Origin of the sequence: Bradyrhizobium canariense (assembly GCF_019402665.1) — a bacterium.
Lineage (GTDB): Bacteria > Pseudomonadota > Alphaproteobacteria > Rhizobiales > Xanthobacteraceae > Bradyrhizobium > Bradyrhizobium canariense.
Genome location: NZ_VSST01000050.1, coordinates 110,677 through 126,690, shown reverse-complemented (window position 1 = coordinate 126,690; position 16,014 = coordinate 110,677). Strand labels below are relative to the sequence as shown.

18 protein-coding genes are annotated in these 16,014 nt (G+C 63.8%); 11 read left to right on the top strand and 7 right to left on the bottom strand.

Features of this window, described 5'->3' with window-relative positions; genetic code table 11:
- Window positions 1–108: 108 nt before the first annotated feature.
- Together FXB41_RS26695 and FXB41_RS26690 are read left to right on the top strand one after the other, a co-directional pair.
- Window positions 109–1,245, top strand: a complete 1,137-nt coding sequence (locus tag FXB41_RS26695; protein WP_007602544.1) for a hypothetical protein — start codon at window positions 109–111, stop codon at window positions 1,243–1,245.
- 34 nt (window positions 1,246–1,279) lie between these two features.
- Window positions 1,280–2,035: an alpha/beta fold hydrolase gene (locus FXB41_RS26690; protein WP_219683852.1), complete on the top strand. Its 756-nt coding sequence runs from the start codon at window positions 1,280–1,282 to the stop codon at window positions 2,033–2,035.
- Between the two features lie 149 nt (window positions 2,036–2,184).
- Here FXB41_RS26690 and FXB41_RS26685 read toward each other — a convergent pair whose 3' ends face one another.
- Window positions 2,185–3,147, bottom strand: coding sequence for an AraC family transcriptional regulator (locus tag FXB41_RS26685; RefSeq protein WP_007602546.1), 963 nt, complete (start codon window positions 3,145–3,147; stop codon window positions 2,185–2,187).
- Window positions 3,148–3,362: 215 nt separating this feature from the next.
- Between FXB41_RS26685 and FXB41_RS26680 the strand changes: the two genes are divergently transcribed.
- Window positions 3,363–4,133: an alpha/beta fold hydrolase gene (locus FXB41_RS26680; protein ID WP_219683862.1), complete on the top strand. Its 771-nt coding sequence runs from the start codon at window positions 3,363–3,365 to the stop codon at window positions 4,131–4,133.
- A 316-nt stretch (window positions 4,134–4,449) separates the two neighbouring features.
- On the opposite strand, the gene FXB41_RS26675 is transcribed toward FXB41_RS26680, so the two are convergent.
- A complete protein-coding gene (locus tag FXB41_RS26675) occupies window positions 4,450–5,808 on the bottom strand; it encodes a hypothetical protein (protein ID WP_219683851.1) in 1,359 nt (452 codons plus the stop codon).
- A 275-nt stretch (window positions 5,809–6,083) separates the two neighbouring features.
- Between FXB41_RS26675 and cysE the strand changes: the two genes are divergently transcribed.
- The 3 genes from cysE (at window position 6,084) to FXB41_RS26660 (ending at window position 8,562) form a co-directional block, all read left to right on the top strand.
- On the top strand, window positions 6,084–6,908 hold the full coding sequence (cysE, locus tag FXB41_RS26670) for a serine O-acetyltransferase (protein ID WP_007602549.1): 825 nt from the start codon (window positions 6,084–6,086) through the stop codon (window positions 6,906–6,908).
- Window positions 6,909–7,058: 150 nt separating this feature from the next.
- Window positions 7,059–7,277 (top strand): DUF3126 family protein, encoded by a 219-nt coding sequence (locus FXB41_RS26665; RefSeq protein WP_007602550.1) that lies wholly within the window; start codon window positions 7,059–7,061, stop codon window positions 7,275–7,277.
- Window positions 7,278–7,371: 94 nt separating this feature from the next.
- A complete protein-coding gene (locus FXB41_RS26660) occupies window positions 7,372–8,562 on the top strand; it encodes an FAD-binding domain (protein WP_219683850.1) in 1,191 nt (396 codons plus the stop codon).
- A gap of 166 nt (window positions 8,563–8,728) precedes the next feature.
- Here the strand turns inward: FXB41_RS26660 and FXB41_RS26655 are convergent, their stop codons facing one another.
- Window positions 8,729–9,436 (bottom strand): hypothetical protein, encoded by a 708-nt coding sequence (locus FXB41_RS26655; RefSeq protein ID WP_007602552.1) that lies wholly within the window; start codon window positions 9,434–9,436, stop codon window positions 8,729–8,731.
- A 222-nt stretch (window positions 9,437–9,658) separates the two neighbouring features.
- Between FXB41_RS26655 and FXB41_RS26650 the strand changes: the two genes are divergently transcribed.
- The 3 genes from FXB41_RS26650 (at window position 9,659) to FXB41_RS26640 (ending at window position 12,430) form a co-directional block, all read left to right on the top strand.
- Entirely contained in the window at window positions 9,659–9,988 is a 330-nt protein-coding gene (locus FXB41_RS26650) for a DUF6949 family protein (RefSeq protein ID WP_007602553.1), read from the top strand.
- Between the two features lie 90 nt (window positions 9,989–10,078).
- Window positions 10,079–10,609: a gamma carbonic anhydrase family protein gene (locus tag FXB41_RS26645; RefSeq protein WP_007602554.1), complete on the top strand. Its 531-nt coding sequence runs from the start codon at window positions 10,079–10,081 to the stop codon at window positions 10,607–10,609.
- A 174-nt stretch (window positions 10,610–10,783) separates the two neighbouring features.
- Entirely contained in the window at window positions 10,784–12,430 is a 1,647-nt protein-coding gene (locus FXB41_RS26640) for a PAS-domain containing protein (protein ID WP_311985911.1), read from the top strand.
- Window positions 12,431–12,461: 31 nt separating this feature from the next.
- Here FXB41_RS26640 and FXB41_RS26635 read toward each other — a convergent pair whose 3' ends face one another.
- Window positions 12,462–12,677, bottom strand: a complete 216-nt coding sequence (locus tag FXB41_RS26635) for a hypothetical protein (RefSeq protein WP_007602555.1) — start codon at window positions 12,675–12,677, stop codon at window positions 12,462–12,464.
- A gap of 92 nt (window positions 12,678–12,769) precedes the next feature.
- Between FXB41_RS26635 and FXB41_RS26630 the strand changes: the two genes are divergently transcribed.
- Window positions 12,770–13,072, top strand: a complete 303-nt coding sequence (locus tag FXB41_RS26630) for a hypothetical protein (RefSeq protein ID WP_007602556.1) — start codon at window positions 12,770–12,772, stop codon at window positions 13,070–13,072.
- A gap of 103 nt (window positions 13,073–13,175) precedes the next feature.
- A complete protein-coding gene (locus FXB41_RS26625; protein WP_219683848.1) occupies window positions 13,176–13,535 on the top strand; it encodes a hypothetical protein in 360 nt (119 codons plus the stop codon).
- A 174-nt stretch (window positions 13,536–13,709) separates the two neighbouring features.
- On the opposite strand, the gene FXB41_RS26620 is transcribed toward FXB41_RS26625, so the two are convergent.
- The 3 genes from FXB41_RS26620 to FXB41_RS26610 form a co-directional block, all read right to left on the bottom strand.
- Window positions 13,710–14,204, bottom strand: a complete 495-nt coding sequence (locus FXB41_RS26620) for a hypothetical protein (protein ID WP_219683847.1) — start codon at window positions 14,202–14,204, stop codon at window positions 13,710–13,712.
- A 176-nt stretch (window positions 14,205–14,380) separates the two neighbouring features.
- Entirely contained in the window at window positions 14,381–15,112 is a 732-nt protein-coding gene (locus tag FXB41_RS26615; protein WP_219683861.1) for an aspartate/glutamate racemase family protein, read from the bottom strand.
- A 20-nt stretch (window positions 15,113–15,132) separates the two neighbouring features.
- A complete protein-coding gene (locus tag FXB41_RS26610) occupies window positions 15,133–16,011 on the bottom strand; it encodes an ABC transporter permease (RefSeq protein WP_007602561.1) in 879 nt (292 codons plus the stop codon).
- Window positions 16,012–16,014 lie beyond the last annotated feature (3 nt).

Sequence of the window (16,014 nt, the reverse complement as noted above, 5' to 3'; positions counted from 1 at the left end):
GGGACGTTGTGTCGCAATTTTGGCATACTATGTCTGTGGACGAGCGTAATTGCGACGAAAGACCAACCGTTAGGCGTCAACGATCTCAGGACCGTCCAGGCTCTCCGCATGAAGTGGTTGCGAATCAGCACAGCGTTGACCGGTATCGTGGCTTGCGGCTTCATGCTCGCGCAGGTAGCACCGCCTGCCCGCGAGGCCGGGGCGATTCTGGCCGCCCAGGACGATCCCGCCGCGCTCTCCGAGATCAAGCTCGACGCGCTGCTGCGGCACAATGACCGCATGATTCAGGACAACATCGAGGCTGCGCTCGCGTCGGGCGATGCCGATCTCGCCGACAGTTTTGTCGCGCTGGCGCGCGACCGCAACATCGCGCTGCCTGACGACCTCCTGAGCCGTGTCAGCGACGCGGTCAAAGCCGAAAATTCCACCTCGCATGTCGCAAAACGGTTTGCCACGGGTCTCGTCACCGGCAACGCGGACGATGTTGCGAGCCTGTCGGGGACCGTGGCCGGCGATCTCTTCGTCATCGGCGACATCAGGGATGTCGTGCGCGAGGGCAAGCACCTCGCCATGGGCGAGGAGACCGATCGCCTGGTGCTGGGCCTCGCGGCCGCGGGTCTCGCGGTCACGGCCGTGACCTACGTCTCCGTCGGCGGTGCCGCGCCGGTTCGCGCCGGGCTGACGCTGGTGAAGGACGCGCGGAAGGTGGGCCGGCTCGGCGAGGGACTGGCGGCATGGGCCGGCCGGTCCGCGCGCGAGGTCGTCGATACGCCGATGCTCCAGAACGCGGTTGCCTCCGGCTCGGTGCTGCGGCCGGGCCAGACCTTGAGCGCGATCAAGGCCGCGTTCCGCGCCGAGAAGGCCGGCGCGCTGGTTCGGCTCGGCAAGGATGTCACGCGCGTCGTCGAGAAGACCGGCACGCGCGGTGCGATGGATAGCTTGCGCATCGCCGAAGGTCCGAAGGACGTCGCACGCGCGGCGCGGCTCGCGGAAGCGCAGGGCGGCAAGACGCGCGCGATCCTGAAGCTGCTCGGCCGCGGCGCGCTGCTGCTGATCGGCGGGGCGTTCAATCTCGCACTCTGGCTGTTCGGTGCGGCCTTGACGCTGTTCGGCCTGTTGTCCTCGATCAAGGCGACCACGGAGCGCCTGACCCAGGCCTGGTGCGATCGCAGGCGGGCGCGGCGACTTCGCCAGGCCCGGATCGCCGCCGAAGCCGTTCTGGCAAGCGCTGCCGTCACCGCCTAAGATACCTCTTCCCCTCAAGATTGCGGAACTGATGATGCCGAGCTTTCACAACGGCGCCGTTGAAATTGCCTATCTCGACGAAGGCGAGGGCGATCCGATCATCCTGGTGCACGGCTTTGCCTCCAGCAAGAACGTGAACTGGGTCTATCCGACCTGGGTCTCGGAGCTGCGCAAGAACGGCCGCCGCGTCATTGCGCTCGACAATCGCGGCCATGGCGAAAGCGCCAAGCTCTACGAGCCCGCGCAGTACTCGATCCCGACCATGGCCGGCGACGTGCTCGCGCTGATGGATCACCTCGCCATCCCGCAGGCCGATCTCATGGGCTATTCGATGGGCGGACGGATGACGGCCTGGCTCTCCCTCAACGAGCCGCAGCGCCTGCGTTCGGCAATTCTCGGCGGCATCGGCATCGGCGGCCTGATCGAGGGCACCGGGCCCGGCGAGAACGTCGCGAAGGCGCTCGAAGCGCCCTCGCTCGACGACGTCTCCGATCCCGTCGGACGCACTTTTCGTGCTTTTGCAGACCAAACCCGTTCCGACCACAAGGCGCTGGCCGCCTGCCTGCGCGGCACGCGCGATCTCATGACGAAAGAGCAGGCCGCACGCATCGACGTGCCCGTGCTGATCGCGGTGGGCTCGACCGACGACGTCGCGGGATCGGCCAGCGCGCTCGGCGCGATCATCCCGGGTTCGGAAGTGCTCGACATTCCGAACCGCGATCACATGCGCGCAGTCGGCGACAAGGTCTACAAGACCGGCGTGCTGGATTTCCTCTCACGCAGGAGCTGAGGCGATGAGGCGGTTTCAGCTATCCTGAAATGTCTCGTTACAATGGGCCATCCACTCCCTTCGGGGCAACCGTCCATTCCTCTACGCAGGCACCGGGGTTCGCTAAGCGCGCATATGAGACTCAGCTCAAAGCCACAGCCTTATCCAGGTCAATCGGATACTTGCAATTCCGATCCGTCCAACTGCGCACGGCCTCCGTCGGCGCGTCGCGCAGCCCGGTAACGGCCGGGCGACTGACCAATGTGCCGGTGAAACAACTTCGAAAACGCCGCTGCAGTCTCGTAACCGACCCGGTTGGCAATCCGTGCGATCGGCTCGTCGCTGGTTTCGAGCAGGAACGCCGCCTCCGTCATCCGGCGTTCGATCACATAACGTTGCATGGGCTGGCCCACGAGCCTGGTGAAGCGCGCCGAAAATGCCGAGCGGCCGAGCCCGACGCGACGGCCAAGGTCGCTCAGCGTCCAAAGCTGCTCCGGACTTTCGTGAATCAGCTTCAGCGCGGGTCCGATATGGGGGTCAGAAATGGCCCCGATCCAGCCGCCTTGTCCGGGGCTGAGAGACGCGATCCAGCTTCGCAGCACCTCGACGAAGAGCACTTCCGTCAGTCGTGAAAGCGCGACGCCTTGGCCAGGACGCTCGAGCGCGGACTCGCTCATCATGCGGCGCAGGATGGCTTCAAGCCAACCACGGTCCGACGTCGGCTTCAGCAAGAGCACGGGTGGAAGCAACTCCAGCACGCTGCCAAACGTCGGCCGCGACACCGTGAAATTGCCGCAGAGCATGGTCGAGAGCGGCTTTGCACGGCTGCCGTGGCGAAGGAAGCCGAGGCGTGGCGACGACCGTTCGATATCCACGATGCGCAAAGGCTCGGCCCGGCGATCCGAATAAAACACATGGGGCTCGCCACGTGTGATGACGACAAAATCGCCCCCGGTGATCTGGATTTCCTCTCCCTGTTCGAGCGCGAGGGTCGCTGAACCTTGGCTGAGATAGTGAAACAGGGCGTAGGGGCGCGCCGGCAACTCAAGATGCCAGGGATGGCCGAGCTCGAAGTGAAAGAGCAGCGTCCCGCCGAGACGAACCCGATCGAGCACCTGGGTAAGTATATCCATCCACCGAGACTAGATCCATGGACGATCGGACACAAGACGCGGACGATTGGTCCCTATCGTCCGATGAGGTCCATGGAATACGTCATGCCACGGCGGGCCGACGTGACGTGCGGCAACCATTTAGCCAACGGCAGATGGAAGAACCGCGACCTTGCTGGAAACGCCTGTCCATTCCCCCGGACTGTGTTCGTCCGACATACCAACAGGAACAATCAATGCTAAATTTCCTACTTTCAGCAGCCGCCGTACTCCTGGCCGGATCGACAATGGTCGGGCCCGCCCGTTCCGCCGAACTGCCCAAGGGGGCAGCCCACAATATCGTGCTCGTGCACGGCGCCTTTGTAGACCAGACGAGCTGGCAGCCGGTTGCCGATATTCTCACGAAGAAAGGCTACAACGTCACGCTCGTCGAAAATCCACTCACTTCGCTCGCCGCCGACGTCGATGCGACCAAACAGGCGCTCGCGAAGCAAGCCGGCAGGACCGTTCTGGTCGGCCACTCATGGGGCGGCGTGGTGATCACGGAAGCCGGCAACGATCCCAAGGTTTCGGCGCTGGTTTATGTGTCCGCCTTTGCGCCGGAGATCGGTGAATCCCTGGCGTCGCTGACGAAGGCCGGTCCGCCGACCGAAGGCGGCAAGGCGATCCACCCCGATGCGAAGGGCAATCTGTACATCGATCCAAAGGTGTTTCCGTCAGCCGTCGCGGCTGACCTTCCTCCGGAGATCGCCGCGCACCTGGCCAACTCGCAGCTTCCGCTGAACCACGTTGCGTTCGAAGCTCCGGTCGACGTTGCGGCCTGGCATGACAAGCCGAATTTCTACGTCATCAGCACGAAGGACAAAGTCCTCGCGCCCGAGGCCCAGAAGTCGTTCGCAGCCAGGATCCATGCTCAGACGACGGAAGTCGCCGGCAGCCATGCCTCGCTCGTCGTCCATGCGAAGCAGGTCGCTGAGGTGATCGAAAAAGCGGCCCTCGCGAAGTGACGGTGCCGCTCCCGGCGCTTTGGCGCCGGGAGCCCGCACGCTTCCGCTCGACCATTTTGAGCCAGGCATCCGGAGAATGACATTACCCAACTCGACATGGCGACTGGATGCACAGCTTGCAGCAGTTACGGAGGACCAATGACAATCGCTAAAGTCGAGGTCGAGCGTTTCAGCCTTAGGAGCTCGAAGCCATTCGACGTTGTCGTGGCAGCGTTCAAGTCGGCAGTCGGGCAACCCGACATGGTCGAATTTTCAAGCAGACGAGGGCGACGAATTCGTTCCAAGAACTGGAGCGCGATAGCGCTTCACCCCAATCTCATCGCGCCTTGCTGTCCTCGCCAAACCGTCGCGCCAGCGCCATCAGCACCACGAAGGTCGCGACCCACGCCATCCGCGCGCCGTAGCGGTCGTGCGGGCCGGAGATCACGCCGCAGATGAAGGCGTTGCCGAGCAGCGCCAGCGTGACGGTTGCCGCCAGCAGCGTCAGGTCGTCAAGCCGGCGGATCGCGAGAGCATGCGCAAGCAGCACGACAAGCGCCAGCATCGAGGCCAGCGCAACGGGCACGTGCAGCCAGTTGACGTAGGCGAAATCGAGACCCCAGTGCTGCTGGCGCGCCGCCCGCATCGGCGCGGCCTGTGAGGGGATATAGCGCTCGATGATGCCGCGGGTGTGCGGGATCCAGCCATTGGTGCCTTCGCCGGTCGCGACATGCAGCAATTGCCGACCCAGCGCCCGCAACGCCGCGCCGGCTTGCCAGGCCGGATAGTCGGCGAGCGAACCCACGACGATGGTGCCCATCTCGTCGTTCATGCCCTCGAACCGGCCGAGCGTGTTGAACATGCTCTTGCCCCACAGGAATTCGTCGGCGGTCGCCGGCAATTGGTCGCGATAGGGGCAGAGCTTGAGTTTTTCGCGCGGGCAATGGTCGTTGAGATAACGCGCGACGATGCCGTCCTGCATCATGCGGCCGAAGGCGACCCCCGTGCCGCCGGGGGTCCAGGCCCATTTGCCTGACAGCGCATGGTTGGCTGACACCAGCATCAGTCCGCCCACGACGATGGTCAGGCTCGCCTGCGCCAGTCCGGCGATAGGAAGCCGGCGCCCCAGCAACGGTCGCGCCATCCAGCCGGCGACGCAGAGCCCGAGCAGCACGCCGAGCGTGGCGCTGTGGGTCGCGGCGGCAAAGGCGGTGAAGACGAACAGCGTGATCTTTTCGAGCGCCGAAGTCCGCTGCCCACCGACGACCAGTAGGAATAGCGACAGCACCGACAGGCCTGCAAAGATGTCGGTGAGCAACATGCTCGCAAGCCAGGGCAGCGCAGTCGACAGGATCAGGAGCAGGCTGATCGCGACGAAACGGAACGTTTGCATCAGGCCGAGCACGCGCAAGGTGAGCTGCAACAGCCACAGCGTCGCCAGCGCCTGGGCCGCGAGGTTGATCCAGAATCCAGAACTCTCGCCATAGTGCAGATAGATGCCGAACACCGTGGAGCGGCTCGGGACGAGATAGCCCTCGTACCAGCGCGCCAGATAGCCTCCGGTATCCCATTGCAACAGCGGATAGCCGTTCCAGAACGCCGGCGCGATCAACAGGAGCGGCAGGGCGACCGCGGCGAGCCGCAGCCAGAGGGTATCAGCGACGCCCGCGCGCAAATGATCGGTGGTGATGGTCAAATCCGCTCCGTCCTCACTCGGACCATGCCCGCAATCACGGTTGAGGCGGAATTCACCAATAGTTTGACGCCGCCCGGCTTGAATTTGGCGAAACCCTGACCATTTTGAGCCGACCTTGCCGCCGGGGGTGTCGGAAGAAACTGTTGTGATTCAACGTGTTGGCATGCCCCCGCTGGGCAACGCACTGTTCACTCTCAGGCAAGCCCGTCAGGACTTTGTCGCTTAGACTGTGTTATAGAACCATCGAAACGAGCCAATTCGAAAGAGCAGATCTCATGGCAGTGCATCAGGTCAATCCGGGAGGAAAGCTCGCAACGCTTGATCCGATCTGGGATCGGATCCGCGGCGAAGCGGAGGACATCGTCCATCGCGAGCCGGAGCTTGCGACCTTCATCTATTCGACGGTGCTGCATCACAGCCGCCTGGAAGATGCTGTCATCCATCGTGTCGCCGATCGGCTCGATCATTCCGCGCTGTCGGGCGATCTCGTGCGCCAGACCTACGACGAGGCGCTACGCGATGATCCCGATCTCGGCAACGCGTTCCGCGCCGATCTCGTCGCCGTTTACGACCGCGACCCCGCGACGTCGCGCTTCATCGACCCGTTGCTCTATTTCAAGGGCTTTCACGCCATCCAGACCCACCGCCTCGCGCATTGGCTCTATCTGAAGGGCCGCAAGGATTTTGCGTATTATCTGCAGAGCCGGGCGTCTGCGGTATTCCAGACCGACATCAATCCCGCCGCGCGCATCGGCCGCGGCATCTTCCTCGACCACGCCACCGGTTTCGTCTGCGGTGAGACTGCGCTGATCGAGGACGACGTCTCGATCCTGCATGGCGTCACGCTCGGCGGCACCGGCAAGGAGAACGAGGACCGTCATCCGAAGATCCGCCACGGCGTCCTGATCGGGGCCGGCGCGAAGATCCTCGGCAATATCGAGATCGGCCATTGCGCGCGCATCGCGGCGGGCTCGGTCGTGGTCAAACCGGTGCCGCACAACGTGACGGTCGCAGGCGTGCCCGCCAAGGTCGTCGGCGAAGCCGGCTGCGCTGAGCCGTCGCGCACCATGGATCAGATGATCAACGCCATGGGACTTTGAGGCGGGACTCTGAGGCGGACTTCGAGCTTGTCGGAAGGGCGGGATTTCCCGCCCCTTTCGGTCCCCAAATTCTTTGGCAATTCATGCTGGCGGTTGGTCGCGTCTCGTCCTAAAACCCGCGCCAACCTAGATTTCGATTGGAGACTTGCCGTGGACGTCAAGGAAGTTAGGAAGCTCGACGCGTACCTGAAACGCGTATTCGGCAATCCCAAGATCCGCGTCGTGCCGCGGCCTAAGAAGGATGATTCCGCCGAAGTCTATATCGGCGAGGAATTCATCGGTGTGCTCTTCGTCGACGACGAGGACGATGATCGCTCGTTCCAGTTCCAGATGGCGATCCTCGAGGACGATCTGGTCGACCAGGAGTGATGCGACACGACTGGTGAGGCGGAACTTCCCGCCCTCACCATTTGGTGTCTGACGCGGCGGTGCGATCGGCCGCCGCTTTTCCCATATTCCTTCCATGCGAACAGTTCTGATCTCCGGGGCGGGGATTGCAGGGCCGACGCTCGCCTATTGGCTCAAGGCGGCGGGCTACGCGCCGACGCTGGTCGAGCGCGCGAGCGCACTTCGTCGCGGCGGCTACGTGATCGATTTCTGGGGACTCGGCTACGACATCGCCGAACGGATGGGGCTGCTGCCGGCGATCGAGAACGCCGGCTATCGCGCCAGGGAAATGCGGATCGTCGACGATCATGGCCGGCGTATCGCCGGATTTGGCACGGACGTCCTCGACGATCTCACAGGCGGCCGCTACGTCACTCTGGCACGAAGCGATCTGTCGCGCCTGCTGTACGGTACGGTCCGCGACGGTGTTGAAACGATCTTCGATGAGGAGATCGTTGGCCTGGAGCAGCAGCCTGAATGGGTCGAGGTCCAGTTGCGGCGCGGCGGGCGCCGACGTTTCGATCTCGTCGTCGGTGCTGACGGCTTGCATTCGCAGGTACGCCGCCTTGCGTTCGGCTCGATCGGGACGTTCGAGAGAAATCTCGGTTATGGCGTCGCGGCATTCGAAACCCGCGGCTATCGTCGTCGCGACGAGAATGTGTATCTGATGCACAACCGGCCGGGCCGGATGATTGGCCGTTTCGCGCTGCGCGATGATCGCACCTTGTTTCTCTTCGTGTTTCGCGGCGATGCAGGCGGGCGTGCCGCAAAGGCACAGCTGCGTGATCTCTATCGCGACGCCCGCTGGGAATGCCCAGACATTCTGAACGAACTCGAGCGCACCGATGATTTGTATTGCGACCGGGTCAGCCAGATCAGGATGGACGGCTGGTCGCGGGGCCGCGTCGCGCTGATTGGAGACGCTGCCTTCTGCGTCTCGCTCGTCGCCGGGCAGGGCTCGGCTCTGGCCATGATCTCTGCCTATGTGCTTGCGGGAGAACTCGCACGCGCCGACGGGCGCCACGAGCAAGCATTCAGCGCCTATGAGACCCGCCTTCGCAGCTATATCGGCGCCAAGCAGCGCGGAGCGGAGCGCTTCGCCGCGGCATTTGCGCCGCGGACGTCATGGGGATTGTGGTTTCGCAATCAGGTCGTGAAGGCGTTCTCGTTTCCCGGTGCGGCGAGACTCGCCATCGGTCGAGACCTTGCCGACAAGCTGGATCTGCCGACTTATCGCTGGAGCGATCACAAGGAGATCGGCGTTTGAATTGCCTGCGGCTTTGAATCTTTTTCGAAAAGACGAATTCTCGGGAGGGGCCGAATTTTTTGCAGGCTGGCTTCGAAAATACGAAGTCATGCCAGGCACTTGGCTACTGTGCATGGGGTTGTTTTCGCAGTTTTTGTTTTGGAGGCTCGGGGCGCAGAGGCTGCGCTCAGCCCTTCGGGCCGCGCAGTTGCGCCGTCAGCTTCTCCATCGCTTCCGCCGCATCGCGCCACTGCGATAGCCAGCTGCGCGGAAAGCGGAAGGTGAGGTCGGCGCCGCCGACGCGGCGTTCGGCGAGGCACATGCCGGGCGTCGCCGCATCCCGCGTGCAGCGCGCGGTCAGTGCAGGACTCGCGGCAGAGTAGAGATCCTCGTTGCCGTAGGGCGTATCGGCGCGGAACATCCGCATTGTTAGCCCGTCCTGGGGCGTTGCCGCGGCCTGGTCGAGATAGCGCGGATAGATCGTGGCGGTGCGCTGCTCGGGCGAGAGCGCATCGCGATGCGCGGCGATCGACAGGAAGATGCGGTCGATCGGCTGCATCGCCGCATCCACACTATCGGCGGTGACGTGCTTCGGCGCGCCCGGCGGCTCGAGCGAGGGATACAGGAAGTCGAGATCGATCCGCTCCTGCGGCCCGGAGTGGCGCTGGATCTTCATGCGGATCGCATTGGTCGGCAGGTTGAACAGCGTGCCGCCGACGCTCACCGGCAGCTTGTCCGGGGCGCTCGCGCCGCTCGGGCCCCAGGTTGGCCACAACAAATAGGCGACGAGCGCGACGGCGCACATCGCGGCAGTGCCGCCGAGCACGATCGGCACCACATGGGCCCGGGTGTGCGCTCGGGGAGATTGAGGGGAAATTGCCGAAAACACCGTCATGAGCCGCGCGAATGAGCCGGAAGTCGGCCGATGGCCGACGAATCAGCAGCGAATATGCCACGCGGCTGCGATTTCGCGGAGCGTTCGCCGGCTGCAGGGAAGGGAGACAGGCCTGCGTGGAACGGCCGGCGGCGTTAACCTTCCCTTAAGGATAATGTAGCGTTAACCGGCACTCTTTGTCACAGGAAGTCACCTCGCGTTGCGTAAGGGCGGACCGTTCCGATGACACCTGAAGCTCTCAATACATTCTTCTCGATCGGCATCGGTTTCGCGCTCGCGGGAGCGCTCGTCAGCGGATATCAGACGGTCGCACAGCGGCCCGCCGGCTTCGGTCTGTTGCAGGACGGCGTGGCGCCGAAGACCTTCGCGGCGGTTCCGTTCCTGGTGTTCGCGGCGCCTTTCATCATCATGCGCAACACCCTGCGCGGCAGGCAGGTGGAGAGCCGCCGCGTCGAATTCGTGATGATGGCCACCGTCATCGCCGGCTTCTGGAGTATGATGAGCGGCACCTTCTTCCTGATGACGCTCCGCGCGGCCGGCGTTCTGGTCTGATACGGGCGCTGTAGGGCTGCCTGCGCGGCGGGCCTTTGCGTCAAGGCTGCCGTTTCGCTATGGCTGGGGTTGACCCGACAGGAGACCCTCATGGCGATCTACGAGCTCGACGGGCAGGCGCCCGACCTTCCCGCCGACGGCAATTACTTCATCGCTGAGACCGCCACCGTGATCGGCCGCGTGCGCCTGAAGCCGGGCGCGAGCGTCTGGTTCGGCGCGGTGCTGCGCGGCGACAATGAGTGGATCGAGATCGGCGAGGGATCCAACGTGCAGGACGGCTCGACCTGCCACACCGATCTCGGTTTTCCGCTTCACATCGGCAGAAACTGTACGGTCGGCCACAACGTCATCCTGCACGGCTGCACCATCGAGGAGGGCGCACTCGTCGGCATGGGCTCCATCGTGATGAACGGCGCCAGGATCGGCCGCAACAGCATCGTCGGCGCCGGCTCCGTCATCACCGAAGGCAAGGAATTCCCCGAACGGTCCCTGATCATCGGCTCGCCGGCGCGGGTGATCCGCACGCTCGACGACGCCCAGGTGCAGAAGATGGGCAGCGCGGCGAAGTTCTACGTCGCGAACGGCCCGCGCTTCACGAAGGGTCTAAAGCGGATCGACTGAGATGCACGCAGGCCGTGTGCGGCCGGCATCTGGTTCCGTACCGTAAAAACACCCGCCGGTATTTTAATCCTCCGCTAGCGCCATCATGCCTATCCTGGAGCGTTTTCAACCAGGAGGAGTGGCGCCATGGATGCTGCGGCGCTGGGATCCGGACTCGGCGCCGGAACCAAATTTGTGAAAAAGCTCGTTCGTTTCGCTCGCGGCGCGGATACCCTGAGCGTTGCGGAGAAAGTCTACAGCATTGCCGGCTTTCTCGCGATCGTCACTACCTTCCTGCTCGTGATGTCGATCCAGACCGTCCGCCTGCAGACGACCTACCGCCACATGCACGCCTCTTCGGCGGAGGCGGCGATCAATGTCGGGCGTATCAACACGCTGATCTACGCCGTCGTCATGGAATCGCGCGGCATCTACATGTCCGCCGATCGCGGCGCGATGAAGCAGTTCGCCGACGGTCTGGTGCGCCGTAACCGCGAACTCGCCGAGGCGGTGAAGAGCATGGAGCGGACCGTCGCCGCCGACGATGCCGCGCAAGTCTCGAGCTTCCGCCAGCGCATCGCGCAGTTCATCGAATTTCGCCAGGAGCTTGTTCGGCGCGGGCTGGAGATCAGTCCGGCCGCAGCGCGCGAATGGGGCGATAACGACACCAACCGGACGCTACGCAACAAGCTCAATCTCGATCTGGAGACGCTGGAACGGATCTACGGGCAGCGCGCCCGCGAGGCGGACGAACTTGCCAACGAGAACCGCTATGCCGCGGCTTATTTGTTCGTGCTCGGGCTCGTGGCGCTCGTTTTCGCGGGGCTGAACGTCGTTGTGATGCGGGGCTCGGTGGTCGGGGCGCTGGCTGAGATCACGCAAGCGACCGACCGCATTGCCGGCGGTGACGTCAAGAGCGAGGTGCCGCATCTCGGCCGTCACGACGAGATCGGTCGTCTTGCGCGAGCCGTACAGAACTTCCGCGATGCGGTGGCGCGGATCTTCGAGCTCGAGGAGATCGAACTCGGCACAGCGCAGGCGCGCGACGCGGCCATGACCGAGCGCGACAAGTTCAACGACAAGTACCAGGCCAAGAAGTGGCAGCTTTCGGCCGCTATCAACAGCATGCCGCAGGGCCTGGTTATGCTCGACGGCAAGGCCAATGTGGTCGCGATGAACACCAACTACCGGGGGATCTACAATCTACCCGAGACGATCCAGGCCGGGTCGACGGTCGAGGAAATTCTCCAGCACAGAGTCAGGAGCGGGTTGTTCAGCGGTAACGTCGCGAAATATGTCGCGGCGGTCCTCGACCGGATCACCAAGCGCGAGCCGGCGGTCGACGAGGTCGCCCTGAATGACGGCCGCATCATCAAGATCTACGAGCGTCCGATGGACGGTGGCGGCTGGGTGTCGGTGCAGGAAGACGTCACCGAGCAGCGTCAGCGCGAGCGCATTCTCGAGCGGATGGAGCGCTTCGTCGCCACCATCATCGAGAACGTGGCCGAGGGCATCATCGCCAAGGACGCGCGCAATTTGCGTTACGTCTTCGTCAACAAGGCGGCCGAGAACATGATCGGCATGTCGCGCGGCGAGATCATCGGCAAGACCGCGCGGGAGTTGTTCTCCGCGGAGGCAGCCGAATTGATCGAGCAGCGCGACCAACAGCTTCTGGCGCAGAAACAGCAGCTCGAGCCGATCGTCGATACCATCGACAATGCCGCGCGCGGGCGCCGCGTGATCTCCGCCCGCCGTGTCCAGATCGGCGGCGCAGGGGAAGAGTCCCACATGTTCGTGACCATGGTCGAGGACCGGACCGAGGGGATGGTGGCGGCCGCGTAGTTCAACGGCGCGCCCCATTCGAAGCGGCGCCTCAGCTTCCCTCGGATTCGCGCGCTTCGATCGCACCCGCGACCCTCTCGTGACCGGCAGCCCACAACGCGTGTTCGTCGCTGCCGTCCGAGTAAGGATTGGCTTCTGCCGGAATGTTTTCGCGCGCGGCGCGTTCGCCCTCTGCAAAAGGATCGCGATCCGTCATCCTGATTTCGCCTCTCTGGTTTGCAGCGTCGAACGCGATCGGCTTTCGCATGATCGTGGCTCTCCCCCTTTCAAGCTGAACTGACGGCAATTGTTCCGGAACCGGTCATCGATGCGGCGGTTGATCGGTAAAGGAGCATTCGAATGGCAACATCGTCCGCAACCTGTTCAATCAAGACCATGATTGTCATCTTCGCCCTTGCCGCGATGCCGGCCGTAGCGTTCGCGCAAGCGAGCGGCGGCGCAGCGGGATCGGCCGGAGGTGTCGCCAATTCTCCGGCTCCGCCGCCCGGGACCAACAGCCTGGGTACGGCGCAATCATCGGGAGCGAATGCCACCTCCGGAACCACCACCGGGACCGGCGCAGGTGGATCCACCGACGCCGCCGTCAACGCCGAGAACCGGCTGCTCGACAAGAAGCTCAAGAGCATCTGCCGCGGCTGCTGACGCTCGCGCGGAAGTGAGGCAGCGTGGCTGTCCGGAATGCCCAGGGAACGCTAGCTTGATCCTGCTTTGAGCGTGGAGCGTGTCCACGCGGAGGATCGAGTGGATGTTACGCAAGATGATGATGGCGGCGCTGGCCGTCGCGATAGTCGGGCTGTCAGCCCCACAGGCCGCCCAGGCGCGGGGCGGTTTCGGCCACGGTGGCGGCTGGGGCCACGGTGGCGGCTGGGGTCACGGCGGCCACTGGCATGGCGGTGGCTTCTGGCCGGGAATCGCCATCGGGGCGGGTATCGCCGGCGCGGGTTATTACGGCGGCTATTACGGCTACGGCCAACCGTATTACGGCGATCCCTATTACTATGGTACCGGCTACGACGATGGTGGCTATGGCGGCTGCTACGTCGTGCGCAAGCGCGTCATGACGCCGTCGGGCTGGCGCATCCGCTCCGTGGATGTCTGCGAATAGGCGGCGGTACCCGTTAAAAAACAAGGCCGTTGACGCAATATACCGTCAACGACCTTGCCAGCCCCGGACATTGAAATCGGCTCACGCCATCCGGTGACGGCGAGCATCGCTCGGAATCATACGGGCGAATGTGATCCAGTTCACAAGTCCAAAAATTTAGGCGGCGCCGGCTGCTCAGCCGCGCGAGCGCTTGCGTGCACTGGCATGGACACGATGCCGCGCCGGTTTCCTGCGGGTAACCGAGGGAGTCTCCGCCTCGGTCGCCCGGGCGCTCGCAAAGGATTGCCGCAGGCCGTCGATGGACTCGTTGAGTGTCGTGACCTGCTCGGACAGACGCTTGGTGTCGGCCTGCTGGAATGCGAGCAAGCGCTTCATACTCTGGAGCTGGTCCTGCACGACCTGAAGCTGGTCGATCGATTCCTGCTGGGTTGCCTCCAGCCCCTTGGTCTTCTCGACCAGCTGCTCGGATGCCTGTGCGGTCCGAGCCTGAAGCTGCCGCGACGCAACCACCCGGTCGGTCTCAGGGGCTGAGCCGGTAAAGGCGCGCCAGATCGCGATCGAGGTCACACCGGCGATCAGCAGGAGGAGGGCGGCGGCGGTCAGCGCGATGGGCTGGGCGCCGAGGCGAAGAAGCGGGTTGGACGGTGCGTCCTCTGCGAGATCGATCATCGCTGACAAAACCCAAATTGAAACTTGGTGAGTGGCGAAGACCGGCAACCCTGAGGCCACCGGGTGTCCCGAAAGCGTTACGTTTCGGCAAGGAATGGGACCAAAAAGAGGCTAAGAGCAAAAAAACCAGCAATCAGGATGCCTTAGGGCATCCAAGCGCCCGTCAGAGGCAGAGATCAGGGCTGAAACGGCGAAAACGGACCTGAATAGGTCTTCGATCGGGGCGCCGCATAGGGTCCGAGCCGGGAGGTTTTCAGTCCCAATCGCACCAGTGATTCCGCCAAGGTCACCGCGGCCGCGACGCCGTCGATCACGGGCAGGCCGTGCGTGGCGGCGAGTTCATTGGCGAGATCGGCCATGCCGGCGCAACCGAGCACGATGGCCTCTGCGCGGTCGTCGCGGATCGCGGCCGTGATTTCCGTAGAGATTTTTGCGAGCGCATCGGTGTTGCGCTCCTCGAGTGCGAGCACCGGCACCTCGGCAGCGCGGACGCGGGTGCAGCGGTCGGTGAGGCCGTATTTCCGCAAATTATGTTCGATCGGCACGATGGAAACACCGAGCGTCGTCACCACGGCGAAGCGCGCGGCGATCAGGCTCGCCATGTGGAAGCCGGCCTCGCCAATGCCGATCACGGGCGTCTTTGCCGCGGCGCGCGCGGCGTCGAGACCGGTGTCGTCGAAGCAGGCGATGATGTGCGCATCCGCGCCGTCGCGGTCGGCCTCGCGGATGCAGCCGAGCATGCCGGGCACCGCGAACGCCTCGTCGTAAAATCCCTCGATCGAGACCGGGCCCATCGTGGGCTGGCGCGCATCGATCATCGTGTCGGGCAGGGCGACGCTTCGCGCGGCAGCGGCGATCTTCACCGTCATGGTCGCAGCGGTGTTGGGATTGACGACGTGAAGCCGCATCAGATCAGACAAGCCCCTTTTCAGACAAGCCCCTTGCCGGCGTCCGAGCCTTTGGCCGCCTGTCGCTTGTTCAGCATGTGGATGGTGCCAAGCGCAAGCGCGATCACCGTGAACGAGACGGCCGAGATCACGGTGCCGAGCGCATAGATGTCGGGGTTGGTCACGGTGGTGGTGAGGCCCTGGAGATCGAGAGGCAGCGTGTTCACGGCCCCGATCGCCTGGCTGGAACGCGCGAGTTCGTCCCAGGACAGCGTGAAGCCGAACAGGCCGATACCGATCACGGAGGGCAGGATGATCGGCAGCACGACATGACGGAACGCCTGCCACGGCGTCGCACCGAGATCGCGCGCGGCTTCCTCGAGCCTGGGATCGAAGCGGTTGAAGATCGCGAACATGATGAGCAGGCCGAACGGCAGCGTCCAGGTCAGATGCGCGCCGAGGCCGGAAGTGAGCAGGCCCATCGAGGTCTCGAAATTCTCGTTGAAGGTGCCCTTGATCACATCGTCGATGATGCGGAATTCAAGCGAGATGCCGAGCGAGGTGATGATCGAGGGCACGATGAGGCTCGCGATCGCCGAGTAGAACAGGATGCTTTGCGCCTTGAACTTGCGGCGAAACGCCATGCCCGCGGCGACCGACAGCACGACGGTGACGATCATCACGATAATGCCGAGCAGCAGCGAACGGCGAAAGGCCGCGCCGAGATCGACGATGCCGGTACCCTGGAACAGTTTTGCGATCCAGAAAGTCGACACACCGTTCATCGGGAAGGTGAGGCCACCCTGCGGCCCCTGGAACGACAGCACGTAGATCGCGATCATCGGGCCGTAGAGGAACAGCGTGTAGGCCGCGAAGAAGATCGCGAGCACGTAGAAAGAGCGCGGGCGTCCTTCCTTCATGCT